Origin of the sequence: Pseudomonas sp. RA_105y_Pfl2_P56 (genome assembly GCF_963970845.1) — a bacterium.
GTDB classification, from domain to species: Bacteria; Pseudomonadota; Gammaproteobacteria; order Pseudomonadales; family Pseudomonadaceae; genus Aquipseudomonas; species Aquipseudomonas baetica_A.
The window spans coordinates 1-24864 of the sequence record NZ_CAXAPL010000061.1; the positions used below are offsets into that span (position 1 = coordinate 1).

Below are 24864 nucleotides of genomic sequence, written 5' to 3' on the forward strand. Positions count from 1 at the left end.
CAACATTTCCATGCTGATCACCCTGTGTTCTCCTGCTCAAAAAGTGAGCAGAAGCAGTTGAACACCTGGGTCAGTTTTCAGTCGGCAGAACAGCCTCTACTGGGTCAGTTTTCGGTCAGCGGCAACACCCGTGACCTGAGTAGCACTTCATATTCCAAGTAGATGATAAGAAAACGAGCACCTTATGAATTGGTAGGTCTACTAGAGCGTGCCTCATGCAGCTAAGCGAATTGCCCGGCTATGGAAAAGTAACGTTGGCTTTGTTCCCGTTCCGCTGGTACGAGACGGGACGGTGGCTAATCCGCGCGCTGAAGTACGTGTCACCTAGCGATGTCACTTGGATGCCTCACTACATCGAAGAAAATGGACATGCAAAAGGCCATGCGTTCGACACATATGAAGAAGCCCGAGCGTTTTCGAAGGAGTTCAATGCACAGATCGCAGATAGAGCAGCTTCCCTCGGCATTGATGAAGTTCTGCGCACGTCTCTGACGCTGAAGGTAGAAAAAGAAATCACCGTACAGGAACGTCTTGCTGACGAAGAATTCGTGATGCTTACGGAGGCGCTACGCCGAAACGCCTCTGCCGCACGCCCTCATCGATCCGAACTGATCCTGCCAACTGATCTTGAAATCTTACGTGACATGCTATTTGAGCAATTGCAGGAAGCACCCTATCTCCAGATCGTATTCTTCCACAGATACAGAGTGGCACTGGCCCGCAGTGGCGAATTTGACTGGTCACTTCGATTGAACCCGACTAAAAAGTGCGCGGTGCACTGTTCTCGCGAAAAGATCGCCCGTGGGTTTGGCCTCTCAGGTACGACGCACTGGGGGAAAACCAAAGTCCAGATCCGAGCCGAGCTGCTTCCCAGAGCCAATAAGCTCTTACAGCTCGCGAGCGTGCAGAAATTGCTGATCGAAGCCAAAGCCCGTGGCCAACGGGTGGTCGTCATTGCGGGCTTTGTTTTCTGGTATGAGGAAAGTGGCACACCTGGCTGGACTGTCAAAACGGTCAGTGGTGACTCGGAAAGTAAAAGCGGTGAAACGATTTGGCACGAAGGCACGATCATCTCCAAAAATCACGGTCGCATCGTGGTGCTGCCCTACATCAAGGAAAACGGGCAGAAAGTACAGGGTCACACGAAGAACTCAAGCCACGAGAGCAAAGCATTGCCCCGACATCCGGATGAGTATGTGGAAGTGCCATTCGAGGTGCTACAAGGTGATCTGATGATTGAGCTGTTCGGCGGGCTGCCCTACGAGTGAAACGTATCAGTCGTATATGGGGTCAGCCCTTCTCCCTTCATATTCGACCTAAATTGACGTTTTCGATCCACCGTGGGAATTTCGGTGTTCAGCCATTATTGGCAGGTCGATCATGAAGGGGAGAATCAGTGGAAGACACGCGTGAAATACAGACTGAAGATACACGGCGTGCTTGGAGTTACAACGGTGCGTTGGACGAGGGTTTTGAACCTAAATCCTACTCTTGGGAAGATGTTCCTGCAGGCACCTGGTTGGCTCGTTTGGATTTTAAGGTCTGGTCAAATAAAACATCTGCTGGAAGCCTCGGATGCTATTTCACATCACTAGCCGATGGCCGAAAGTACCTGCTGTCCGCATTTCGTCCGTACCGGTCGACCTCAAGAGCCTACACGCCATCAGATGGCGCCATCGACTTCTCAGCGCGCGGACTCGATGGCCAGATCTTTTTGTTGGAGATAGGCAAAGGTGCAAAAGGGAAGACCAGTGGCTGTCGGCAAAGCTCAACAACTAATTGTAGCAATTCAAAGATGACGGCCGAGTGATACTGAAAGGTTAGGGCCGCACCTGATTCAGTAGAACCCATGTCTGCAAATTCTAGTGGCAAGATGGCACTGGGTAGGAAGTCACTGCATGCTGAGCGCCTGTCAGATACGAACATGACGATCATGCCCGTGACGCGAGCCATCCGGGTGGCTTTATGGACTGGCAGCGATGCTGCACCAGTGTTTCAACTGCATTGTAATGGCAGGACGCACTTCTCATGCCTACGCTAGGTGAGCACGAGAAGAACACAAATGCACTGCGGCAAAGAGGAAGGGATCCTGTGCTTATAGAATCTGTCGTTGTATCTGGTTTTCGCTGTTTCGGTCCTGCCCCAATTAACGTTACGATCTCTCCAAAGATCACGACAATCGTCGGTCCTAATGCTGCCGGAAAAACTGCTCTTTTGCACGCTTTGGCAAAGCTGTTCGGTGTTACCCGGTCTCAGCGTACTGTCCGTCGTTCGGATTTCCACCTGGGGCCGGAGGATGACCCGAATGATCTCAAATCAAAACACCTCTACATCGAAGTGCTAATCGCCCTACCCGAACTGGTTAATGGGACGGCCACGCCAGAAACAATTGCACCTTCATTTCGTTACATGCTAATCGATCGTCCAAATAAAGCTCCTGTCTGCCGCCTTCGACTTGATGCGCAATGGGAAGACGATGGCACAATCGAGGGCGAGGTATCGCAGACATTGCAATGGGTCGAATCCCTTGACGAAGAACTCCAAGAAGACAAGTGCCACCCGGTGTCCGTGGCTGATAGGGGGTTGATCCATCTCTATTACACGCCAGCAAGCCGAGATGCTGCAGCCCAGACCAAGGCAACAGCTGGGGCATTGGCGGCTCGTTTGTTGCGTGCAATAGAATGGTCGTCCGACACCGAAGAGGCAGTTGCGGAAGCAACAGACAATCTGGCCTCTGCCTTTGAGGGCGAATCGGCAATAACTGCAATCACAAATGCCCTGCAGACGCGATGGTCGGCACTCCATGATGAAGTTGTGGATACTAATCCGCGACTCAGCTTGGTTAGTCGCAGGTTTGAGGAGGTCGTCAACAAGATCGCGGTGATGTTCGAGCAGGGGCCTGACGGTCAGGAGCGTGGTATTGAGGCTCTCAGCGATGGTCAACAGTCCCTGTTTTACTTCGCTCTGGCTGCAGCAGTCTTCGATTTGGAACGTGAAGTTGTAACGGGGTCGATTGAGGGCTTTCGGAACGACGCGCTGCGCATACCGGCGCTCACGATTTTCGCTCTGGAGGAGCCAGAGAACCACCTTTCGCCCTACTTCCTCGCTCGCATCATCCGCCAGGTTCAGTCGCTCACTGCCGATGGCAGTGCTCAGGCGATTGTCACCAGTCACTCACCGGCCGTACTTAGTCGCGTCAATCCCGAGGAGGTTCGATACTGCAGATGCGACCATAGAACGCGTGTGTCTTCGATCAAGCGCATCAAGTTTCCGGTCAATGACGCAGAAGCAAGCAAGTTTGTGCGAGGGGCGATCTTGGCCTATCCAGAACTTTATTTTGCTCGGTTTGTTTTACTCGTCGAGGGCGATTCGGAAAGAGTTGTTTTACCGCAGCTTGCGGAGGCGATGGACTTGCTGATTGACCCAGCCTTCGTCGCTATTGTGCCCTTGGGTGGGCGCCATGTTCAGCATTTTTGGCGCCTGCTCAAACACCTAGGTATTCCTCACGCTACGCTGTTGGATCTTGATCTAGGCCGCGAAGGGGGTGGGTTTGGTAGAGTCAAAACGGCGCTAGAAAAGTTACTCGAGTTCGGCGCACCTAAGGCCGAACTGCTAAAAGTTTCAGACGGCGTTTTAAGCGATGCGCAGCTAGCAAAGATGCACACTTGGGCAGATTCGGCCGGTTACGACAATCTCTTATCATGGGTCAACTTTTTAAAAACTTATGGTGTGTATTTCTCGTCACCGCTAGATCTAGATTTGGCGATGCTAGAGGCATTTCCTGACGCCTACACTGCAATCACTCCCCAAGGTGGGGGCCCTCGCATGAGCGCTGACAAAGCCGCCGAAGTTGTATTGGGAAGCGCCGGCCCTGGAGTAGATGCCTACACTGGGCCCTTTGAGAAATATCCTTCTCAATTCCCGAATTACCGGTACCACTTTCTCACTCACAGCAAGCCTGCAACCCATCTCGCAGCGCTGACCCAAATCAGTAAGCCGCAGCTGGTGAAGCAGATGCCGAAGGTGCTCTCTTCAGTACTCAAGCATATTTCGGCGTCTTTAAGGCGGGATTGAAATGACCCTATCGTCGCGCAGAATTCGCTCAGAAGATTGGAAGCCAGTCGGGGTAGAATCGCTCGAAACATATGCCTTAGAGGTGGTTCGTTCAGACGACAATCGATCAGTCATCGCAGGCCCCGGCGCAGGCAAGACGGAGTTGCTGGCGCAGCGTGCAGCTTACTTATTACAAACCGGTGCGGCGCCACCGCCTAGACGCATCCTTGCGATAAGCTTCAAACGCGACGCGGCTTCCAACCTTGCAGCACGCGTGCGAAAACGCTGTCACGCCGACCATGCAGGACGCCTGGACTCCATGACGTTTGACGCGTTTGCAAAAGGCTTGGTTGATCGTTTTGGCCAGTCACTGCCCGAACGTTGGCGTCCCAGACCCGATTACGAAATCCCTAGCTATAACGATCGTGACTACAAGGATTTCCTCTTTCAAGAGGTTGGCCTACCCCCGGCAACGATTGGTACAAGAGCCGACCTACGTGCAATTGGGCCAAAAAACTTCGAACGAAATTATCTTCTCGGTCAGCCCCTACCAGCTGAGGGATGGTTGCGACCGACTGTCGGTCAATGGGCTGCTGATTTGTTCTGGCAGGCATCCTTGCACGGCGGCCCGAAAAGCGCTTTATCCTTTCCCATGATAAGCAGACTCGCCGAACTCTTGTTACGAGTAAATCCTATGGCGCGGGACGCGCTTCGGCTGACTTATTCACACCTTTTCATGGACGAGTTCCAAGACACGACACAGGTTCAATACGATCTTGTGAATACTATTTTTCGAGGGACTGATACGGTGATAACTGCTGTCGGCGACAACAAACAGCAAATCATGCGCTGGGCTTTGGCCATGGACCACCCTTTCTCCGAGTTCGATGCCGACTTTGCAGCTACGCGAACATCTCTCTACAACAACTACCGCTCTTCACCCGACCTGGTGCGAATCCAACACGTTCTGGCCCAAGCCTTGGATGGCGGAGCAGTTGCACCTGTTTCCCAAACGATAGGTAAGATAAGCGGTGAATGTTGCTCCATTCTTGACTTCTCCAGCCCACACGCGGAGGCCCGCGATCTTGCTATATCCGTGGCATCAGATATAGCAACGGGAAAACTCACACCGCGCGACTTCGTTCTTTTGGTTCGCCAGAAAGCGGGCGAATACGCCGAAGTGCTGGAGCCAGCTTTTGCTGCCCAAGGTTTGAGCTTGCGAAATGAAGCCGGATTTGTTGGGTCAATCACATTGCAGGATCTGGTTGCCGAAGATGTGTCGACGCTTCTTGTCTCGCTACTGCGGCTGGCTATGACGCCGCGAGCAGGACGCTACTGGTCTGAGTGCCAAAAATGGTTGGCGTCGCTGCGGGGCATCACGTTCGACGACCAAATCGGTCACTCCAAACTCACACGCGAGTTGGACGCCTACGCGATTTGGCTTGGTGCGAACCGCTCAAGTCCACCAACCACGTTACACGCTGCACGGTCACTTATTGTGGAGATGCTGGATTTTGTCGGAATCGAGCGCCTGAAAAGCCAGAACTCCGCATACGAGCAAGGTGAATGGCTCGATACGGTGATCGAATCAGCGGCAACACACCTTTACACTTCGTCAAATCAGTGTGCAGATTGGGCATCGGCACTTGATACCTATGAAGGCGTCAACGCGATTCCATTGATGACCATTCACAAAAGCAAAGGTCTGGAGTATGACACTGTCATCTTTGTTGGCTTGGACGACGGGGCTTGGTGGAGTTTTTCCAACGATGAGATTGAAGCCACCGCCGGCTTCTTTGTAGCTTTTACCCGAGCCAAGCAGCGCGTGGTTTTCACATACTGTGCCATGCGTGGTGGTCGCACGAAGATTGCTACGCTGTACCACCTGCTCACAAATGCAGGCGTTCAAATTACGCAAGCATCCTAACTGCTCGCGGCGGAAACTCTGGCCTGCATCCAAGCGAAACGGCTGAGCATCAAACTGACTTTCAACAACAGTAGGTCGAGTCGACTACATGCGTCCTTCTGGATACTCGGGAACGTTATCGAGAACTCGGATGGACTCAAGTTGTTCATGGCGAAAAAGGTAGCGTCCTATCGCCTCCGGAAAGGACCGTAAGCGCAGAGTTTCGTAAATATCCAGCTTGATTGACGGATTCAGCGCGTACTTGGATTTGCCTTGGCTCGTCTTCTTTATCAACATTTCGTGCTGCAACAGAATGTTGATTACATGAGGCACACGATCCTTGTATTTTTCATCCACGCCACGTCCCTTGGGGATATCGGCAGCCCACATGTAGCCTTTGGCATTTCCACCCCACATGTGCCCTTCTTCAAGCTTGGCCAAGATGAGGATAGCGACAGCAATATCCAACGGTACCATCGGCTCGCCGTTTTCAAATTGTCGCAAAACCATGCTTATAGCAGCGCAGAGGCTTTCTTGGCAGGCGACCATTTCACATGCAACCGGCAGTTTCACTGCCAAACGCAGGCGCACACCCTCTAAAACCGAGGTCTTGATCGGTTTCAACAAAAGTACCGGCCCTGGTTTCTGTCCAACCATCGAGCAGAAATCGAGAATACTCAACGAGCAATTAGCGTCGTAAACGACGTACTTTATCGTTACAGCCGGAAACTGAGCTCTCAATCGCTCGACGGCCATCTCCGCCTTTTCATTTCCGATGAAGCAAGTGGCTGGAAATGCCAAATACAATGAAATCATCGTCCATCCTCCGGCTCAGCACCTCCGTTAACGTGCTTTAGTCGAAGAAAGAGCGGCGATGATGAAGCGCGAGGGAATCGGGATATCGAGCAATTGCTCAACAGGCATCAAACTCAACGCCGAAAGGATCAGCTTTTTGGTTTCCTCAGGCGAGTGCTGAATATCAGTACTTTCCATACTCAACTCGGGAGAGCCAACAACCAAGCCTGATTTTGTTTGGAACGCCCATTCAATAGGGAGATTTTGTTCCGACAACCACTGTTTGACAAAGCCGGAAACACGGGAGGTTCTGTAGCGGTTCCATTGGCGCATCAGACCGTCGCTGATGCGATTCATCTCATGGCCAAACTGATGAGGGTGCCAACTAGGCGAGGCAACCATGGCTTTAACGGCGTCTGTTACGGCAGGCTCACCTGTCCACTCATCGACGAAGGATTCAGCCCAACGTTTTTGTTCGTACAATCCGATTTTTTCGATTTCAACCCAGTCATCTGCAGGAGCCGGTGCGGTATCCAGTCCGATTCGAACCGATCCGTTCATGCGATTCATAAACCGGCGCCCAGGAGGGCTCGGGAGAGTAAAGGCTTCCCAGATAATTTTACGTAGCGGGTTATAGGTTTCGACGTGCTGAGTAACGCTCAGCGCCTGCACATCGGTCAGCGTGACGGCGAGTGCGCTTTTATCTGTCTTGATGATTTTTAACGACGTAGCGAGTAGAGGGTCATTCAAAAGCTCAAAGAGGCTTTTGTAGCCAAATTCTTTCCAGCTAACGTTTGGATAGGCCTTACGAAGGAGGGTACCAAGCGCAGCCGCTGTAACCCAACGACTTGTGGGCTGCAGATTGCTTCCGACAATGCGGACGACTTCATTGAGATATTCTGACAAGTCCATAGCTGATCCCCTTAGCAAAATAGCCCCTTAGGCAAAGGCCTAAGGGGTGATATCTTTAATTGCTTTGTGCAGGGGTTAGAGCTACTAGGGCAGTCTACGCAATCATCTGGACTGGGCGTGGTCAGTCGCCTGCAAGCGACTCGCTGTCTAGATCCTAGTAATCTTCAGCTATCAGGTCCCACTGCTCGGTCATATTAACCTTCTCCCCTCACGCAGGCGTGAGCAGTAGCTGCGGGTCATCAGCGGGTGGGAGTATTATCGGGAATTGCTGGATTGTCAATAAAGGCCTAAATCAAACCTGCCCATCCTGCCCATCCTACTGACCCCCTTAGGCCCGCCTGTGGGCTACAGCGGGCTCATAGTCTCAATTTTTTGGAAGGCTCAGAAGCCAAAGCGAATTGCCGCTCCTCTTCAATCGGCGTTGCTATCACAAATTATAAGGCCCCAGCCTAGCTTGGCGCTCTGACTGAGACTGGGGACCTAGAGAAAACTACAGCGCGTCCAAGCGATAGCGGCTCTCAGACTCCTGAACTACCTTGAAAGCAGGCGGGTGAAGTGCATCTTTCGCTGGATCTACGTTGGTGACTTGAGCCACTGCGTCTCCGACTGCCCAATAATCGTTCTTGCGAGCGGCGGCCCATCGTCTGGAGCTTTCCTCGCGCCATTTCTTGACGTCGCCAATGTAACTTGCCTCGTCAGCCAGCTTGCCCAAGAACGCCATGAGATCTTGGCCTCGCGGGATCACGTCTTCTGGGCTCATCCCATCCAACAGGATTGCGCTGAGGAGTAGCGCACGTGCTTGCGAAGAGAAGCGCGCGGTCAGACGTGCGCCGTCATGGGTTTGCATGCTGAAAATGGCCAGCCAGGTGAGTAGATCCGCCTTTGCCCTGAAATCGCGAATAGCTGGTGCCATTAAAGGTTGCCCAGGGTTGGACATTGCGAGAGACACACCAACTACATAGTCGTCGTACTCGGCCAATTCTGGCATCGTAGCCTTGGTTAGCTCCCCGGCGCTTTGTACCTGTTCAACGCTGTTTCGCCGAATCATCACCGCACCGTAGGCTTGTACGATTCGGACGTGCAGTTGGTCGGGGGTCGCAAAACGTTTCACAAGGCCCAACACCTTTTCGATGCCGACAGTGGACGCGATGAAGCGCTGAGCTTGATGAGTCCCGCCCATAACTGACTCATCGATCTGGTAGTGTAAATCCAACCGATAGCGCGGAAGCGCCTCGGTCATCATGTGATCCCGCTCCACCTTAACGTTGGGCGTATCCATCGCCGCCAGCACCATTGGCGGGACGTCATCGACCGTCAACCACTCATGAAGACGGACGTAGGTGATTTGGCGCTCGTAGAAACTCGGCCCACAGAGGTTATCCGTCATTGCCGATCGGGGACGCAACTGGCCATCAACGATGATCGGGCCAGTTGGTACGTCCATGGCGTCAGCGGGGAAACGACCATCGTCGAGCACCAGGCCATTGATGGCTACGAGGTCATTCTGGGAAGCATTCACCAGCTCAGGTTGTCCGTTGGCGAGCAGGCGGTCGATCTCAACTTCCCGGTGTATCGCGCCTGGCGCGAGCGAGAACATTTGCTCGGCACCGGCATACTCGATGTAGGTACGGTCGGGATGTCGAGGTTGCTCGTTGTCGACGTAGTCGTACACGACCATGCCACCGTCCTTGGCGAAGTGGATCACCCGATCACTGCCATCGCCCGGTTTGATGTTGCGCACCATTCCGCTGTGCTGAGGTTGTCGACCACACAACACAGCCGCCATCGCTTCGTAGATCCCACCGTCGCGGCTGATGACTGGAACCATCCCGCGAAGTTGCCGGTTGATGATGCTGCGGCCGCGAAACACCCCGGCCTCGTTGAACAGCGAAATGATCTCGTAGCCTGGAGGCAACAGATCGTGTTGGCGCACTGCATCGAGCAGCGTTTTGTGTGATGCAGGAATGAGCACGTCCCTGACATAAGCATCGCGCAATGCGCTCATGTCGGCGATGGCCGAAAACTTCGGATCGGATTTCAGCGCTTCAAGCGTGGACGGTTGCAGTTGACCAACCGCGTCGACCAGACCACCCCACACAAAGGTGTCACCGGAGTCTGCGATGGCGTAGCTAAAAGCCGGAGCGCCGAGACCTATCAGATCCGAAGCGGTCATCTGTGCGAGTCCAAGGTTGGCCACATGCACGGCCGGGCGCAGACGATCATCGCGCAACATCGACGGCGGGAGGGTACGTGCAGTAGCTCGGCAGGCATCCAGATGTTCAAGGTTGATCGCGGCCGCGATGGTCATCGCGTGTTCGAGTGGCAGATCGAGGTAATGCGCAATGCGCTGACCAACGAAGTCGATAACGTGATCCAACTGCAACGGTTGGCCGGTGAAGACCGGGCCGAGCTGCATGGCCGAGCTGCGAAGCTCGGCATACTTGCCGAAACCAACTACCTGGGCAAACGTCTCTTGCACGGAAGAAAGCGATGGTCGTGGATCTTGCGGAGCAAGTGGGTGCTTACGCAGCTTGGAAATGGACTGTTTGATGCGGCCGCTCTCGAAGTCAGCCGAAGTAATACGAAGCATGTGAACTCCTCAGGCAGGGGCACAGTGTTCGTGGTAGCTGGCGGGCCGGTGTGCACCTGACTATGGGTCAAGTTCGTATAAAAAGAATGGGGTTAGTACGTGGAGCGGGTGGTTTCGTTTCCTGAGAATTCGCGCGAGGCCAGCAGCACCGAACGAAACCAGTCCGGATGCCGCAAATGGTAGAGAGCAAAAAAGTAATGTCAAGCAAGATCAACCAAAGCCGCGCTCTGCGGGGCCTGGAGGAAGGCACGCGATAGGCGCATGTACAAGAAATATGTGAGGATCTGGTTATCCCTCACTAAGGTGTAAGGGAGCTTCGTATAGCAGAACTTTGCAAGCCATTGCCATCCGACGCCTCAATTGCAGCGGCGTTTCAGCGGAGCTTGATAGCAAATAGATATCACCCTGTGATATTGCTAGACCTTTCTCCAAGCAAAGGAAATGCTCATGTCTGGAACCGGAGGCCCTCAAGGCCCAACCATCGAAACGCCAGTGACCTGCGACCAACTGTCATTCAGTGCCCAACTGGCCTCGCCCAAAGAAGAAATCGTAGATCAACTGCAAGTCGACGACATTCTGGACATCGTATCTGGAGAGCAGAACGGACAGTCCGTTGTGCATGCACTGTGGCGCGGCCAAGTCGCCGGCGGGCTAGCCGACCCACGACTCCAGCGGCTCAGGATCTGCATGAGCGAAGGCTATATATATGCAGCCAGAGTCATTGCAATCAACAACGGGCAGGTGCGGGTCCTCATTTACCCCGTCAAATAAAGCAAGGAGCGCTTAATGATTGCTATCGCAGGAGGTGTGTACAGAGAGCGGTGCTTGCGACCAAGCTGGGAGGAGTCCTACGGATCCGCCGGCAGAGCCGCCACGGCGCTTTCACGATTTGGGGCCGAGGTCGAACTTCATAGCTTTCTCGACAGCGAGTCGCTGTTCATCATGAACAATCGCGCCGCGTTGGAAGGCTTCAAGCTCGTTCCGACGCAAACGACCCAAAGCGTAGCGTTCGACTACATCCACGGCCTTTCCACGCCGCAGATCAGTTATCAATCGGCCGAGTTCGGCACCGCCTTGCACATCCAGACCTCACGCGTTCTTCGATTCGGAATGATCGAAGGTACAGCGGTGATCGATGCCGAATACGCCGTCTACGATCCTCAGAGCGCTGAGAACCCCGAACTGTTCACAACCAACGGTTCCAAAGCAAAGCATTTGGCCCTTGTTTTAAACCGCAACGAAGCGCAACGGCTGTGCGGTTGTGAGCGGCCTCCAGCAGAGCTGGCTGAGCTACTGGCGCAAAAAGAGGGTGCCGAGGTAGTCATTATCAAGATGGGACCGCTAGGAGCACTGGTCTACGAGCGGGGAGAAATCACGTCGATTCCTGCCTATGGAACGAAACGAGTCTGGAAGATTGGCTCGGGTGACACCTTTGCGGCCCACTTTGCGTATGCGTGGCTGGAACAGGGCCAAAAAGCGCGTGAAGCAGCGGCTATCGCCTCCAGAGCGACTGCTTTCTACTGCGAAACCCAGGGATACCCCACGCCCAAGCTGCTCGCCAAGTACACACCCGAACCGCTGCAAGCCTCCGACCGCTACAGAAACGGGTACACGCCACAGGTATACTTGGCAGGCCCATTCTTCACACTGGCTCAGCTTTGGATCATTCGTGAAGCGCAGAACGACCTGCAAGCGATGGGCTTACGTGTGTTTTCCCCCTATCACGATGTAGGACTGGGATCGGCCGAAGATGTCGTCGAGCTGGATCTTAAGGCGATTCATGACTGCGATCTGCTGTTCGCCATCGGCGATGGCTTGGACTCGGGAACTGTTTACGAGATCGGTTACGCCAGAGCCCTGTCCAAGCCGGTCGTGCTGTACTCGGAGAACGAATCGGCCCAGGACAAGAAGATGATGGAAGGCTCGGATTGCCGGATCTGCGATGACTACGTGACATCCATCTACCAGACAGTCTGGGAGGCAATCAAACTATGAAAATCGCACTCTTGCTGTCCGGTGGTATGGATTCACTGTCTCTGGCTTGGTGGAAGCGGCCGGATCTTGCGTTCACTCTCAACTACGGACAGCTCGCAGCTCGAGCTGAGATTGCTGCGTCCAAAGCCATTTGTGAGCGGTTGGAAATAGCGCATCACGTACTGGAAATCGATTGTCGTGGACTGGGCTCCGGCGACATGGCGGGAACGACTGCCGATGGCCTGGCACCGGCATCTGATTGGTGGCCTTATCGCAATCAGATGCTGATCACGCTGGCTGCAATGAAGGCGATCTCCTACGGCGTGACTCACCTGTGGCTGGGCACGGTAAAGTCCGATGGAGCCCACCGGGACGGGACCCCTGAGTTTGTGAGTGCCATCAGCGAGCTGATGTCACTTCAGGAAGGTGGAATGAAAGTTGAGGCTCCCGCGATTGCGCTCTCGACCCAAGAACTGGTCCGGGCCTCAGGTATTCCCTCGGGGTATCTAGCATGGGCGCACAGTTGCCATAAAGCAGATGTTCCCTGCGGAAACTGTCGTGGCTGCAACAAGTACTTCCAGGTATTTGAAGAGGTCGGCTATGACTTGGATCGACCTGGGTAACCCAACGCCAAAATGCTTGAGCACGCCATACCAGCCAGTGGACTGGGCAACGGGGGCTATTCAAAGACTGCCGGCGGGTTCTGCCATGTCGACGCCGCCGTTGCTGCAGGTGCTTGAGGAGCGCCGGTCCGTGCGTGAGTTTGCGCCTCTGGAAGACATGGGGTTGGCCAACTTCCTTTGGTACGCCTGCCGCAGTCACGATACTTGGGCATCCGAACTGGGTTATGAGCTTGAGTATCGTGCCTCGCCATCAGCCGGGGCGATCCACCCCATTCACCTCATCATGAAGCGGCCAGAGGATCCTCACTGGTGGCTTTATGAGCCCCGAGGGCACTTTCTCGCGGAGCTCACCGCAGCACCGCTGCGACTAAATGGACTGTGGGAGCAGAGCCAGCAGGTGGTCAGTGCCCCACAAGCCACTCTCATTCTGTTTTTGGCAGAACCCGGGAAGACTTTGGCCAAATACCAGAACGGATGCAGTTTGATATGGCGGGATGCAGGCGCGCAGTTGGCAACAATGGCGTTGGCTGCACGCGCCATGAAACTCAACTTCTGCCCGCTGGGCGTCACGGGCGAGCCTTGGGCGGGCTCCCTAGCCGAGCAGGGTCAACTGGTTGGTGTCGGTCTTGCTCTTCTTGGACGCGCTCCGTGAGCGTCGTTCAGGAGCAGCATGCCCCATACCCATGATGTTATGGACAGTGGCCGAAGAGGACATCATCTCCAGCCAGATCAACGCGTCCAGTTCAGAGGCTCGAACCCCCAGCCCTTTACTGAAGTGGATGAACTGCTCTTCCAGCTCGAGGTAGTGGCGCTCAACCGTCAGGCTCTGCTCAAAGAACTTGCCCAGCAAACCCGCACGCAGAATGTGAATATCAAGAATGGCAACGTCGTCCGCGTCTAGCCAGTTACGTGCCACCCATGAAGCGGTCTTGTAGCCGATGCCAGGAACATCCAGCAGCCAGTCTCGAAGGGCCCGCCCAGTACTCAAAGGGGCGCATTCAGTGGCTAGCTTCTGCAGAGCGGCAGCCAAGTATCGGGCTTTCTGCTTGGCGAAACGGTAGCGAACAGTACGTCCTTCCACCGCGATCGGCTCCTTGAGCCATTCCAGCAACATGTCCTCAGACGGTGGCTGATCACCAAACGCACCACGTGTTTTGACATGCTGGAAAGCCGCCAGTCCCACGCTGGCAGGAATGCCGTGACCGCCCAGCAGACAAGCTCCCACCTCTTCCTTCAAAGTCGCACCGAGCTTGTAGTTGATGCGCTCACCTTGAAGACGACGGGCATACACCTGGTAGGCCCAGTATGCCGGGGTCGGAAATGCTTCAATGGCACCCCACGGAACGCCAGGAATCACTTCCGTATCAGGGGTCGGCAACTCAACGTTGAAGACCACGTGATCCATGAATATCGCGCCCAGTTGCATCAGGCTGCCTCCTCGGCGTCACCGTATTGTTCCTGCATCCATTGCAGCAAATCATAGCGCTCTGCTGCGTCCATGCTTTCGATACGATCCCGCAACCGCGCCTGCCGGCGCTGAATGGTTTGGCGATCACGAAAGGTTGTACCCAAATATCTAGAGTCGTGAAGACGAGTAGGTGGTTCAAAATTCATCCACACGACTTCCTCGCGCACATCCACGTGAGTCTTGGCCTGGAAGGTCACTTTGCGCCACCCGGCCAACTCCACGTCGTATAGCTCGTTGTCATAGCCAGACAGCATCACCATGCACGGCAATGCTTTGAGCAACTGCAACAAGCGGACATGGTCGGCCTGCGTGTAATCACAGCGGTAAACCTTGGCTCTTCTACGTGTTTGCGGCACGTACGGTGGATCGACATACACCAGCTCATCACCGGTGAATTCATAGCTCTCTAAAAAGCCGATGGCATCAGTCTCTTCAAGCTCACAAATCCCTGGCAACTCTGTGCGCCAACGGTCAATGACCTTCGCATCCAGATCGAGCCCGATGCTGCGCTGCGCAGGTTTCTTGTTGCGCATGACAGCACCGCCGCCAAGGTGCGATTCGATGTAGGTCTGATGCGGTGGCATCAGGTTGATCAAGTGCTGGTAGCACTTTCCTTTTCCGCCTGGATATCTCATGCACTCAAGCATCGTCAGATCTGACGATGATGTCAATGCGTTCCAGCGCAGTGGCGACCGACGGTTATAAATAATAAAGAGAGGAGAATTAGCGGGCGCCAATAAAGGGTCGGCAGTTGAACCCTGAGCTAAATAAAGGCTCTATAACGGGGTTACTTCGTCAATCACGCAGTCAAAATGCCATTATCGAACCGCAATTCTGAAGTTGGCTCGTAACCCCGTGCAAAACCAGTAATGTTGACCTCTAGAGGTAAACATCCTATAGATAACCGAAAGGAGCCCAGAAACGTAAAGTGATAGCGTTTGGGCATGTTGTATGTATAATCGCCGCGCCTTCGATATCCAAATGATAGCAAAATGCCATTATTAGAATATTGATCCCCGCTGGTCATTTCCGAACCTACTGCGCCACTCTGACCAGGAGTAAATAGGCGAGTCGTCGATGAAGGATCATAAGATGTGGTTCAAAAGATTTCTTAAGGCCTTGATGCCTACATTTGTCACGATACCGGCCAAAGACTCGAAAGAGGCGGCCCTGGTAGTGACACGCAATGTCGTACGCTCATACGCACGCGGCAACGTGAATCTTCAATACGGTCGGTACGTGACCTCAGAGCAGCTCGAAGCTCGCAAACAAAAGCTTGCTCAACACTCGTTCTGAGAAAGACCTACTACGTGACCAATATTGCCCCCCTCCCTGAACGCCCAGGGCTAGATCAGCACGCGCTCGCTTTGGAGCTCGTGCGTCTTTTCCAGCAGGCCGAAGAAAAAATCAAACTGGTTGAAAAGCTCAGCCAGGAGCTGTCGATCCCAGCAATCAACGAGCTGCGGTATGCGGGTTATCACATGACCCAATACCTCAGCGGCAATTCTGATGCAGAGACAGAGCTGACGAAGGCTCAAAACCATTGCAAGCGGGCAATCTATGACGCCGTAGAGGCTGGGGTCACCCGACAGCTGGAACTGATCAAACAGTTTCAGGATGACTTCAGACTCATCTCTCTCAGCGAAGCCATTCCTGGCTACAAAGACATCCAGAAGCAAATCAAAGGTGCTCGCGATCTGATTTTGACGCCGCGAGACAGCAAGCAAGATCGAGCCGAGTACTATGAACAGTGCTCGACCCATCTGGAAAACCTTCGAGTCGCCCATGATGACCTTGAGCTGTACCGCGAAGACCTGCTCAAGCGACTGAAACGCTCCAATCGTGATAACCGGCTCTTGCTGGCGACGCTGATCGCAACCGTGATCGGCGCAACTTTTACGGTTCTGAGCTTCTACAAACCTCAGTCCGACATACCTACAGCCCCACCTGTAGATATGGCCAGCGCTGCCGTGCCTACGCCGCAAGCAGCCAAGTAACTCTCGCAACGTTCGAGCATCAAGCAAAAGGGCTACCACCGTAGCCTTTTGACAACCCGAACCAACGCTCCCATCATCGACCTCGATAGAGACTGTTGTCTTCTTGCACGCCTGCTGGCAAATGCGAGAGCCGCTGCTCACCTCTTGAGAAAGCCCCCCCTCAGATGAATCTCGCGCGACTTGCACAACTGGTCGGCGGATAGTGTGCGACTGGACGATACTCGACCTGGAAACGACCAGTGACGAACTGGAGGCACTTCACGCCCGAGGCTTGGAACCAAAAGGGCGGCGACCGACGGTGGGAAATGAAACTAGGTTCAGGGCAAGCCCAGCCTGACCCGGTATTAATCTCGTTTCCAATCCGCTCGCCATCGTGCAGAGGGTGCCCGATCCGAACATAATCAATCCACTCAGGTTATGAGTCAGAGCTGCCAATCATGAACGAATGTGAGAAATTCGAGGTTCAGTTGCACGATGCCGGGGACGGTAGCGGCGACGTATTCATACCGCTCACGGCTGACATCCTCAATCGCACGGGTATGGCCATCGGCGACGTTTTGACCCTTGAAGTGGTCGATGGTGTAGCAGAGCTCCACGGTGCCATCGAGCAGCCTACTCGCGCCCACCTCACGAACAGGCTTCAACGTGAGGAGATTCAAGGCGACTACCGCAGACGCCTGACCGGCTATCTACAGGTACCCATTGATACATCCGATCAAGCGCTCCATGAGCTGATTGAAGCCGGCTTTACTGCGTCTCTCATGCAAAAGCTCTGCCTTCAAGACACGATTCAACCTCGGCAACGAGACGCCATCATCTCAGCGCGGGCACTTTCAATCCGACTGTCGAAGAATCAGCGATTGAGCTTGGATGAGAGCGATAGAATGTTCCGGATTACACATATCATCGCGATGGCAGAAGCAATCTTTGGCGATACCAGCAAGGCCAAGCAATGGCTATCCAAACCGAAGGCCCATCTTTCCGGCAAAAGCCCCAATGAACTCGTTTTGACCACACCCGGTACGCATCGGGTTGAGGAAATGCTCATTCAGGTGTCAGAGGGTTTTTACAGTTGAAAAGGTTTCTGAGTCAGCAGGCATGCGCGAGCGCCGCTATTCACTTCTTCAAAAAGGTCCCCTCAGATGAATCTTGCACGACTTGCACAACTGGTCGACGGACACGGTGAACCCGTGAACGGTTGTGATTTGCCACCCGATGATGCACAGGCGTTGGCGCACACCAGATTCCCAAATCTCTCGACTTGCCTTGTGCGCGACTGGACGATACTCGACCTGGAAACGACCAGTGACGAAATGGAGGCACTTCGCGACCGAGGCCTGGAGCCGGTGATGGTCTATGCGTTAAACGTTGTGTTCGATAGCCGGGGACGCTTCAACGCTGGCGACTGGGTCCGCAGCTCGTTCCAATTGAGCTTCGAGGACAATGGCTTCTTCCTCACTAAAAACACGCTGTACGTGCTGCTCGGGAAAGGTGCGAGACAGAGAATCACCGTCAGTGACCTGACCAGTCTTCAATAGCCGTGATCTGCCCGCCACATCGGTGGTACTCCCCTCAGGCAGCGCGCTCGACACCCATTTCATTCCGGACTCCCAAGGCCCGCTTCGGTATGTCTTTCACGATCGTCGGGTCGCTGACAAGCAGCCGCAAATAACGCCTTGAACGAATGTCAGATATAGTATGCAATATCTGACATAGCTTTCAGTGAGTCTATCGATGCCTTCCCTACCTGTAGCGATTCTGGAAAAAAGTCTGGCTGTCCCTAAAGGCCACGTTCTAAGCCCCAAGGAGTTTTTGCACTTGGGTAGCCGGGCCGCAGTGGATCAGGCGTTTTCACGCCTGGCTAAAGCGGGAAGCCTGTTACGCGTCGCTCGGGGCATCTACGTTGCTTGCGCTCGGGGACAAGACGATACCCAAGCTCCGGAGGTAGAAGCTGTCGCACTGTCCATCGTTGCACAGGGGAAGGTCGTGATCACAGGCTGTGGTGCTGTTGCGGCCAAATCATTTGGGCTGATTTCGCAGGCCCCGGACGAAGTGACTTTTCTCACGACAGGCCGTAGCAAACAGCTGACCGTGGGCTCGACCAGGGCCTCACTGCAACATGTGCCTTACTGGATGCTGGCATTAGGAAGGTCCAGAGCCGGCGATGCCGTCAGGGCAATGGCGTGGATGGGCGCAGAGCGTGCTGAAAAGACTGCATCGCAGCTTCACAGCCAGCTTTCAGACGCCCAATGGGAGGCTCTTTCTGCTGTTCGGGCTAGTCTACCCACCTGGATGGCTATTGCAGTGAGCAAGGCTGGCATCTACGGTGAACCACGCAATGGAGGCTGCGCTACTGACCAACGGCCACGCATTTAACGGCGTACTTAAGGGTATCGACAGGTCATAGCGATTAAACTAACGGGATGAAAAAGGTAGAGAACCATGGCTAGCGGCGAGCATTTAAAGGCGCTTTTGCGCTCACACATCAAAGGAGATGACAGTCATTTCCTTGCCGTTGCTATGCAGATGGCCGCACACGAAGCCAAGCAAGGACACGGAAAGCTTGCTGAGGATCTACGAACACTGATTGATTCTGCCCAGTCCAAGCGAAAGCCGCTGTCGTCTGGCCCGGTTCCCATTGGCCAGCCCCGAGGCGAATTGAGCAATCTGCTCTCCGTTGCGCTTCCTCAAACACGCTTCTCTGAAATGATCCTGGACGACGCCACCCACGGCCGGCTCGCCCGCATTATCAGCGAACAGCGCAATTTCGAAAAAATACGTGCACACGGTCTTTCGCCCCGCCGCAAGTTGCTTTTGGTCGGCCCACCCGGAACGGGCAAGACCATGACCGCTTCAGCTTTGGCCGGAGAGCTCGGTATCCCGCTGTACATCGTTCGCCTTGATAGCCTGATTACCAAGTTCATGGGTGAAACTGCGGCCAAGCTTCGGCAGGTGTTCGACGCCATTAGAGACACTCGGGGCATCTACTTCTTCGACGAATTCGACGCGATCGGATCTCAGCGTGGCCTGGCCAATGACGTCGGTGAGATTCGTCGTGTGCTCAACAGCTTTCTTCAGATGATTGAGCAGGATCAGTCCAACAGCTTGATCATTGCTGCCACGAACCATCCAGAAATTCTCGACTATGCCTTGTTCCGACGCTTTGATGATGTTATCGAATATGGGCTGCCCAACCCGGAACAGATTCGTGACGTGCTGAAAAACCGGCTCGTAAACTTTTCAAAATCGATTAAAAACTGGGAAGAGCTCACCACAGTAGCAAGTGGCCTGAGCTACGCAGAGCTGGTACGGGCAGCAGATGACGCGATTAAAGACGCGATCATTCATGATCGTGGTGCGGTAGACGCTAGGGACGTGGCAAAGCATCTTGAAGAGCGTAAAGCTTTCCACGGAAGACAACGATTATAAGCCGGTAGAGCTTTTCGATGACGGAACCAAACGCAGGGCAGCGACGACACTTTCATCTACAACGTACAGGGCGGCCGGAACGATACCAATCGACGGCATCTCCCACCCGAGATCCCGTTTTTCCGCCTCGCGACAAAACAAGGCATGGTGAGCGGCTGCTCGGACAACTGGAACACTTCAGAACACGAATGGCGCAAGCCGTTCAACTGCAACGCTCTCAAGGTCAGGACGGCGGCTTTGGCTTGCAGCTTGAGTTTGTAAGTGAGCCTGGCTTTGAACTGGCATTTGAAGGACTGGCCCGAGGTCAGCAACGAATTGAGTTGTTGAATGTGCGTTACGACGGGGCGACCCAAACTCACTTTGCGACGGTTTTCGTTCCCGACGGAAAACTAAGTGCGTTTGAAGGATTGGTCACGCAGTACATGCACGTAAACACCAGTAAAGGTGTTCCTCGAAATACCCCCCTTTTAAACCCCATCCTTGAAATTCGAACAGCGACTTTCAGTGCCCTATGGACTGATAGCCAAGACGCTCTGCCCAGCAATCCTGATGAGCCGATTTGGTGGGAATTCTGGTTGCCTGTCCGCGATAACCAAGCCGCTGTACTGCAGCGATTCCGAACGATCGCGGGAGTGCTTGAGTTCCAAGTATCGACAGATGCGTTGACCTTCCCAGAGCGAACAGTCGTCAACGTCTTCGGCACCCAAACAGCGATCACCGCGTCAATGGCACTGCTCAACGAGGTTGCAGAGATTCGCCGCGCCAAGGAAACAGCGGAATTCTTCGATGCGCTGACACCAACGGAGCAGCGCGAATGGGCAGATGATCTGCTCGGGCGTACTTCAGGCGGGGATGACAACAGCGTTCGTATTTGCCTGATCGATACCGGCGTGAACCACGGCCATCCCCTGCTGGCCAACCACATTGCAATGGCGGACTTGCATACCGTTGATGCCGAGTGGGGAGTTCAAGATGATGTAGGCCATGGCACCGGTCTGGCCGGGGTCGCCCTCTACGGCGATCTGGTTGATCCACTGTCAGCACCAGGCCCAGTGAGCATTTCCCACCGCATCGAGTCCGTGAAGCTGCTACCGAGCGCGAGAGGCTACCAGCGCGAGACATACGGTTCGTTGACGATGAATGCGGTAGCGCGGCCAGAAATTATTCAGCCCGACAAGCAACGCGTTTTCAGCATGGCGATTACAAGCCTCGATGACCGTGACAGAGGCCGGCCTTCGGCTTGGTCAGCAGCCGTGGATCTTCTGACCTCAGACGCTCTGGGCGGGCGGACACAGCCACGTCTGATGATCGTCTCTGCGGGAAATGCCGATACGGAGAAATACGCCAATTACCCCTTCAGCAATCAGACTGACGGTATTCATGATCCGGGCCAGTCATGGAACGCGATATGCGTGGGGGCGTATACCCAGAAAGTCACGCTGGATCCCGTCGTTGCTGGAGAGTCTGTTCTTGCCACCAATGGCAGTCTCAGCCCTTACAGCACGACATCTTGTACCTGGACGAGGACGCCGTGGCCGTTGAAACCAGATGTCGTCTTCGAGGGTGGCAACCTGGTTCAGGACGCCTACGGCATTTTCAGCCATACCTCGCTTTCACTACTGACTACGTCACACGAGCCGCAGCAGCGCCTGTTCACTACCACGTGGGCGACCAGCGCCGCCTCGGCACTCGCGTCTCGCATGGCCGCGCAAATTTCTTCGGCCTACCCCCAACTCTGGCCGGAAACGGTACGTGCGCTAGTGGTGCACTCCGCCGAGTGGACAGAGCGGATGAAGGCCGAGTTTCTGGCCGGCGACTCAAAGGCCGACTATGAAGCCCTGGTTCGCACCTGTGGTTTCGGTGTTCCCGATATTGGTCGGGCACTGTGGAGCGCATCCAACTCTTTGACCTTGGTGGTGGAGGATTCTCTTCGCCCGTTCACCCGACAGGGATCTAAACCGGCAACCGCCCGTGACATGCATCTTCACCTACTTCCCTGGCCTCAGCAGGAGTTGCTGAACCTCGGCAACGAGGACGTCGAGATGCGCGTCACCCTGTCTTATTTTGTTGAGCCGAATCCAGGTGTCGCAGAACGCGGGCTCAAAGGGCGCTATCGATATGAATCTCATGGGCTGCGCTTTGAGGTCAGCCGGTCTGGCGAGGATGCAACAGTGTTCCGTCAACGGATCAACAGACGTGCCCGAGAGGAAGATGACGATGACACCCCTTACCTCAGCAGCCCCTCGGACACACGCTGGCTGATAGGTACACGTGGTCGGCATAAAGGATCTCTGCACTCTGACATCTGGCGCGGACCGGCTTCCGATCTGGCGGGGTTGGGGATGATCGGGATTTACCCTGCGCCAGGGTGGTGGAAAACCTTGGTCAAACAGCAGCGCTTCAATGATGAAGTGAGGTACAGCCTGGTTGTGTCGATAAAGACACAGCAGACTGAAGTAGACCTCTACAACGCTGTCGATGTGGCAATCGCCAACGCTGCAGCAATCGTGACGTGAGCAAGGCGCCCTCGCCCTACGTGCGTAGTAGTGAGAGCTGAAGGGGCATCCAGGACCTTTCAGCTCAATCATGCAGAGAAAGCAGAAATGCTCGGCGACAACAGGCCGGCGGTCACTGAGGATGATGAGATATGGAAGAAACGCTTGAGGCGCAGACCGACGATAAGCGGCGAGCGTGGAGTTACAACGGTGCAATAGAGGCAGGTTTCGATCCTAAATCCTATTCTTGGGCAGATGTCCCGACGGGAACGTGGCTTGCTCGCCTCGACTTCAAAATATGGTCAAACAAGACATCCGCCGGCTCTCTTGGCTGTTATTTCACATCACTTGCTGATGGCCGCCAGTATCAGCTCTCTGCCTTCCGTCCGTATCGGTCCACCTCACGATGCTACTCACCGACAGATGACGGCATCGACTTTTCGCGCCCAGGACTCGATGGGCAGATTTTTCAGCTAGAGGTCGGCAAGGCTGCAAACGGGAAAATCAAATGGCTTTCGGCGAAGTTCGAGAAAGACATTTGACGCAGGCGGAATCGATAGCATTTCGACCGTAATGCAATGAAAGAGGCACCTTAACAGATGGCACAACGATATTGCCGTGTGCTATCTGTTAGCCCTTATCCCCAAAGCTGGTGTTCCGTTGTCCTTCATCGCCCGACGTTCATTCCGTTCAAATTTTAAGCCCCGGACAAGCTTTGGCGGCGCTCTTGAGAAGAAAGACTACGACCTCGTCATCTGGCTCTACGGTGGCGTCTGGAAAAGTCCTAATGCCTCACACGAACCCTTGGTCGACGTCATATTTCGTCGGTTGGACCCAGACGGCACGCTGCATAGCACGGAGGTCATTCCAGTCGCGCTGTCGTTCCTCGGTCAATTAAGGATTGGAACCTGTTGGCGGGCAGGTCGGTGGGCGGGGGAGATTCAGTTGGAGGATCTAGGCGTGACCGCCGTAAACCTTCGCGAGAATGTGACCTGGCGGTTTGTCCAACTACGCGACACTCTTCTCGTGAGCGACGAAGAATATGGGCTCAAGTCACGTGAGTGGCCCGTTTGGCTTGTGGAGGTTGATGGTTGGAATGAAGAAAAGATTCTCATACCCTGCGTCGAGTTTTTCATCCGCTGTTATGGCCGCAACTCCGAGTCAGCGCGGATTCTCGCCACCTACCCATGGGACATGGTCTTACAGCGGTTTTTCTACGATTTTCCTACCGAGCCAAGCGACCAACGAATCCAGTTGAAAAACTGGGTATCCAGCAGTGAAGGAGTGTTCTTGTGGCACCTGCTGCACGACCCAACTACGAGGGACGCGTGCAAAAGAATCTATGCAGAACTCGACGCACAGTTCGGCCCTGCCACCAAACACTCTACAAAAGCGTACCTCAAAGCAGGGCCATGGTTTGAGGGGACGGCGCTCCTTATGGGAAAGGGAAGATGGCTGGCCGATGGCAAGACCTTTCTCTGTTTGCAGTTAACGGGCTTCAGCGATCCGAAGGGCCCCGTCATCGATATCGAACGCTCCAGTTTTGTGACTGATGGCACTCACGACGGCGGCTGGCACAGGCAAAAACGAGTCAAGGAACTACCGGAAAACCAAAGGGTGTCATTGACTGACGCAGAGCCGCCCGACGTGGATTCCGAAACGCTACGGGTGCCCAACTATCCAATTCATCAACTGGGTGACAGACGGCGAATCAGAACTACACAACGAACTCACAAAGGCTCTAATGGAAACGTCCTCGCGTCGTCCAATGGACACGCTCTACACGCACCCGGTGAGGGGCAAGGCTCGAGCAAAGGCGTGGGCTCGGTGGAGTTTCAGACTCAACTAAATTGGGAATCCCAAGGCGACCTGAAAGCCATGTGGGCGGCGTGCGGACTTCTCGCGGAAAAGTACACCGACATCATCAGCAGCGTTGAATGGTTCACCTTTGAGCGTGGCTACCAGACTATTGGCCCACCTGAACTGGAACTCTTGCGCCCACTTGAGAACGCGAGCTTGTCGCCGAAAGTCCGCAATTGGCCATACCTGGATGTTCGCGAGAGAGTCATGCGAGGCCTGTTGATCATCAGGATACGGGCCGGTCTGCGCAGCTTCTACATCATCGAGTCTCAACGACGACCACGCTACGTCGCCCAAGCCCGAGACGCAGAAAATGCTTCGAACGCCGAGACGGAGGACGCTGCCGGCCATCAGTGCCTATTGCTTGAAATCAGTGCCGGCGAAAATGACACAAGGCATGCGCTCAAAGAGATTTGCTCGAACATTCGCTACGTCCAGGGCCAGGTGAGAAACATAAGGCTCGACGCCGGCTTTCCAAAGATCACCTTTAACCATTCAAAGCGAGCACCGGGCGAATTTCTGTTCGAGGGCGTTCTAGTCTCAAAGCTTGCTGAACTGAATCTCAAGCTGGAGACAAAAGTCGTCAATTGATCAGGGTGTCGCCATATACGGAGAAGGCAGCCAATAGTCTCGATATCCGTAAGCGTATGGGGAATACGCCTTGCGTAGATCAGCCAGGCATCCATTGATGCGGCAGTAGATGCTCGATCTCACTGGCTTTCTGCGTCGGCAATCGCGTCAGTACATCCTTGAGATACGCGT

The 24864-nt window shown here is 54.4% G+C and carries 22 protein-coding genes; 16 read left to right on the forward strand and 6 right to left on the reverse strand.

Annotation, left to right across the window (positions count from 1 at the left end; genetic code table 11):
• Positions 1–215: 215 nt before the first annotated feature.
• The 4 genes from AACY11_RS26620 (at position 216) to AACY11_RS26635 (ending at position 5980) form a co-directional block, all read left to right on the forward strand.
• Positions 216–1268, forward strand: coding sequence for a hypothetical protein (locus AACY11_RS26620; protein ID WP_339496096.1), 1053 nt, complete (start codon positions 216–218; stop codon positions 1266–1268).
• Between the two features lie 128 nt (positions 1269–1396).
• The gene (locus tag AACY11_RS26625; protein WP_339496097.1) at positions 1397–1810 is read left to right on the forward strand and encodes a hypothetical protein; all 414 of its coding nucleotides are present in this window, start codon (positions 1397–1399) and stop codon (positions 1808–1810) included.
• A 218-nt stretch (positions 1811–2028) separates the two neighbouring features.
• Positions 2029–4074, forward strand: a complete 2046-nt coding sequence (locus AACY11_RS26630) for an ATP-dependent nuclease (protein ID WP_339496099.1) — start codon at positions 2029–2031, stop codon at positions 4072–4074.
• A gap of 1 nt (position 4075) precedes the next feature.
• Positions 4076–5980, forward strand: coding sequence for an ATP-dependent helicase (locus tag AACY11_RS26635; RefSeq protein WP_339496101.1), 1905 nt, complete (start codon positions 4076–4078; stop codon positions 5978–5980).
• An 84-nt stretch (positions 5981–6064) separates the two neighbouring features.
• Here the strand turns inward: AACY11_RS26635 and AACY11_RS26640 are convergent, their stop codons facing one another.
• The 3 genes from AACY11_RS26640 to AACY11_RS26650 form a co-directional block, all read right to left on the reverse strand.
• Positions 6065–6775: a hypothetical protein gene (locus AACY11_RS26640; protein ID WP_339496103.1), complete on the reverse strand. Its 711-nt coding sequence runs from the start codon at positions 6773–6775 to the stop codon at positions 6065–6067.
• A gap of 27 nt (positions 6776–6802) precedes the next feature.
• On the reverse strand, positions 6803–7666 hold the full coding sequence (locus AACY11_RS26645; protein WP_339496104.1) for an OST-HTH/LOTUS domain-containing protein: 864 nt from the start codon (positions 7664–7666) through the stop codon (positions 6803–6805).
• Between the two features lie 490 nt (positions 7667–8156).
• Positions 8157–10256, reverse strand: coding sequence for a hypothetical protein (locus AACY11_RS26650; RefSeq protein WP_339496105.1), 2100 nt, complete (start codon positions 10254–10256; stop codon positions 8157–8159).
• 447 nt (positions 10257–10703) lie between these two features.
• Between AACY11_RS26650 and AACY11_RS26655 the strand changes: the two genes are divergently transcribed.
• Genes AACY11_RS26655 through AACY11_RS26670 form a run of 4 tightly spaced genes read left to right on the forward strand, consistent with a single transcriptional unit; the run spans position 10704 to position 13505 of the window.
• A complete protein-coding gene (locus AACY11_RS26655; protein ID WP_339496107.1) occupies positions 10704–11027 on the forward strand; it encodes a hypothetical protein in 324 nt (107 codons plus the stop codon).
• A 15-nt stretch (positions 11028–11042) separates the two neighbouring features.
• A complete protein-coding gene (locus AACY11_RS26660) occupies positions 11043–12251 on the forward strand; it encodes a PfkB family carbohydrate kinase (protein ID WP_339496109.1) in 1209 nt (402 codons plus the stop codon).
• Positions 12248–12853 (forward strand): 7-cyano-7-deazaguanine synthase, encoded by a 606-nt coding sequence (locus AACY11_RS26665; RefSeq protein ID WP_339496110.1) that lies wholly within the window; start codon positions 12248–12250, stop codon positions 12851–12853. The genes AACY11_RS26660 and AACY11_RS26665 overlap by 4 nt, the downstream gene beginning before the upstream one ends.
• Positions 12831–13505 carry a nitroreductase family protein gene (locus tag AACY11_RS26670; RefSeq protein ID WP_339496111.1) on the forward strand — a complete coding sequence of 225 codons (675 nt, stop codon included), beginning with the start codon at positions 12831–12833 and terminating at the stop codon, positions 13503–13505. The genes AACY11_RS26665 and AACY11_RS26670 overlap by 23 nt, the downstream gene beginning before the upstream one ends.
• Here AACY11_RS26670 and AACY11_RS26675 read toward each other — a convergent pair.
• Complete coding sequence (locus AACY11_RS26675; RefSeq protein ID WP_339496113.1) at positions 13446–14279, reverse strand: 8-oxoguanine DNA glycosylase; 834 nt, start codon at positions 14277–14279, stop codon at positions 13446–13448. The genes AACY11_RS26670 and AACY11_RS26675 overlap by 60 nt on opposite strands.
• Positions 14279–14917: a DNA adenine methylase gene (locus AACY11_RS26680; protein WP_339496114.1), complete on the reverse strand. Its 639-nt coding sequence runs from the start codon at positions 14915–14917 to the stop codon at positions 14279–14281. The genes AACY11_RS26675 and AACY11_RS26680 overlap by 1 nt, the downstream gene beginning before the upstream one ends.
• A gap of 714 nt (positions 14918–15631) precedes the next feature.
• Here AACY11_RS26680 and AACY11_RS26685 point away from each other — a divergent pair.
• From AACY11_RS26685 to AACY11_RS26720, 8 genes are all read left to right on the forward strand, one after another.
• Positions 15632–16318, forward strand: a complete 687-nt coding sequence (locus tag AACY11_RS26685; protein ID WP_339496115.1) for a hypothetical protein — start codon at positions 15632–15634, stop codon at positions 16316–16318.
• A 437-nt stretch (positions 16319–16755) separates the two neighbouring features.
• Entirely contained in the window at positions 16756–17394 is a 639-nt protein-coding gene (locus AACY11_RS26690) for an antitoxin Xre/MbcA/ParS toxin-binding domain-containing protein (protein WP_339496117.1), read from the forward strand.
• Between the two features lie 66 nt (positions 17395–17460).
• Entirely contained in the window at positions 17461–17856 is a 396-nt protein-coding gene (locus tag AACY11_RS26695) for a DUF6957 family protein (protein WP_339496119.1), read from the forward strand.
• Between the two features lie 196 nt (positions 17857–18052).
• Positions 18053–18694: a DUF6088 family protein gene (locus tag AACY11_RS26700; protein ID WP_339496121.1), complete on the forward strand. Its 642-nt coding sequence runs from the start codon at positions 18053–18055 to the stop codon at positions 18692–18694.
• A gap of 66 nt (positions 18695–18760) precedes the next feature.
• Positions 18761–19747: an AAA family ATPase gene (locus tag AACY11_RS26705; RefSeq protein WP_339496122.1), complete on the forward strand. Its 987-nt coding sequence runs from the start codon at positions 18761–18763 to the stop codon at positions 19745–19747.
• A gap of 188 nt (positions 19748–19935) precedes the next feature.
• Positions 19936–22263, forward strand: coding sequence for a S8 family peptidase (locus tag AACY11_RS26710; RefSeq protein WP_339496123.1), 2328 nt, complete (start codon positions 19936–19938; stop codon positions 22261–22263).
• Between the two features lie 131 nt (positions 22264–22394).
• Positions 22395–22784 carry a hypothetical protein gene (locus tag AACY11_RS26715; RefSeq protein WP_339496124.1) on the forward strand — a complete coding sequence of 130 codons (390 nt, stop codon included), beginning with the start codon at positions 22395–22397 and terminating at the stop codon, positions 22782–22784.
• A gap of 118 nt (positions 22785–22902) precedes the next feature.
• Complete coding sequence (locus AACY11_RS26720; RefSeq protein ID WP_339496125.1) at positions 22903–24693, forward strand: hypothetical protein; 1791 nt, start codon at positions 22903–22905, stop codon at positions 24691–24693.
• Between the two features lie 79 nt (positions 24694–24772).
• On the opposite strand, the gene AACY11_RS26725 is transcribed toward AACY11_RS26720, so the two are convergent.
• Positions 24773–24864 (reverse strand): transposase domain-containing protein (locus AACY11_RS26725; protein ID WP_339496127.1); only part of this gene is annotated, 92 nt, incomplete at its 5' end.

What these genes read in the sequence shown, in the direction of transcription:
- AACY11_RS26675 (WP_339496113.1), bottom strand. Translation starts at nt 14,279, where the DNA reads ATGCAACTGGGCGCGATATTCATGGATCACGTGGTCTTCAACGTTGAG.
- AACY11_RS26660 (WP_339496109.1), top strand. Translation starts at nt 11,043, where the DNA reads ATGATTGCTATCGCAGGAGGTGTGTACAGAGAGCGGTGCTTGCGACCA.
- AACY11_RS26700 (WP_339496121.1), top strand. Translation starts at nt 18,053, where the DNA reads ATGCCTTCCCTACCTGTAGCGATTCTGGAAAAAAGTCTGGCTGTCCCT.
- AACY11_RS26705 (WP_339496122.1), top strand. Translation starts at nt 18,761, where the DNA reads ATGGCTAGCGGCGAGCATTTAAAGGCGCTTTTGCGCTCACACATCAAA.
- AACY11_RS26650 (WP_339496105.1), bottom strand. Translation starts at nt 10,256, where the DNA reads ATGCTTCGTATTACTTCGGCTGACTTCGAGAGCGGCCGCATCAAACAG.
- AACY11_RS26655 (WP_339496107.1), top strand. Translation starts at nt 10,704, where the DNA reads ATGTCTGGAACCGGAGGCCCTCAAGGCCCAACCATCGAAACGCCAGTG.
- AACY11_RS26630 (WP_339496099.1), top strand. Translation starts at nt 2,029, where the DNA reads ATGCCTACGCTAGGTGAGCACGAGAAGAACACAAATGCACTGCGGCAA.
- AACY11_RS26690 (WP_339496117.1), top strand. Translation starts at nt 16,756, where the DNA reads ATGAACGAATGTGAGAAATTCGAGGTTCAGTTGCACGATGCCGGGGAC.
- AACY11_RS26695 (WP_339496119.1), top strand. Translation starts at nt 17,461, where the DNA reads ATGAATCTTGCACGACTTGCACAACTGGTCGACGGACACGGTGAACCC.
- AACY11_RS26635 (WP_339496101.1), top strand. Translation starts at nt 4,076, where the DNA reads ATGACCCTATCGTCGCGCAGAATTCGCTCAGAAGATTGGAAGCCAGTC.
- AACY11_RS26670 (WP_339496111.1), top strand. Translation starts at nt 12,831, where the DNA reads ATGACTTGGATCGACCTGGGTAACCCAACGCCAAAATGCTTGAGCACG.
- AACY11_RS26665 (WP_339496110.1), top strand. Translation starts at nt 12,248, where the DNA reads ATGAAAATCGCACTCTTGCTGTCCGGTGGTATGGATTCACTGTCTCTG.
- AACY11_RS26715 (WP_339496124.1), top strand. Translation starts at nt 22,395, where the DNA reads ATGGAAGAAACGCTTGAGGCGCAGACCGACGATAAGCGGCGAGCGTGG.
- AACY11_RS26710 (WP_339496123.1), top strand. Translation starts at nt 19,936, where the DNA reads ATGGCGCAAGCCGTTCAACTGCAACGCTCTCAAGGTCAGGACGGCGGC.
- AACY11_RS26620 (WP_339496096.1), top strand. Translation starts at nt 216, where the DNA reads ATGCAGCTAAGCGAATTGCCCGGCTATGGAAAAGTAACGTTGGCTTTG.
- AACY11_RS26645 (WP_339496104.1), bottom strand. Translation starts at nt 7,666, where the DNA reads ATGGACTTGTCAGAATATCTCAATGAAGTCGTCCGCATTGTCGGAAGC.
- AACY11_RS26640 (WP_339496103.1), bottom strand. Translation starts at nt 6,775, where the DNA reads ATGATTTCATTGTATTTGGCATTTCCAGCCACTTGCTTCATCGGAAAT.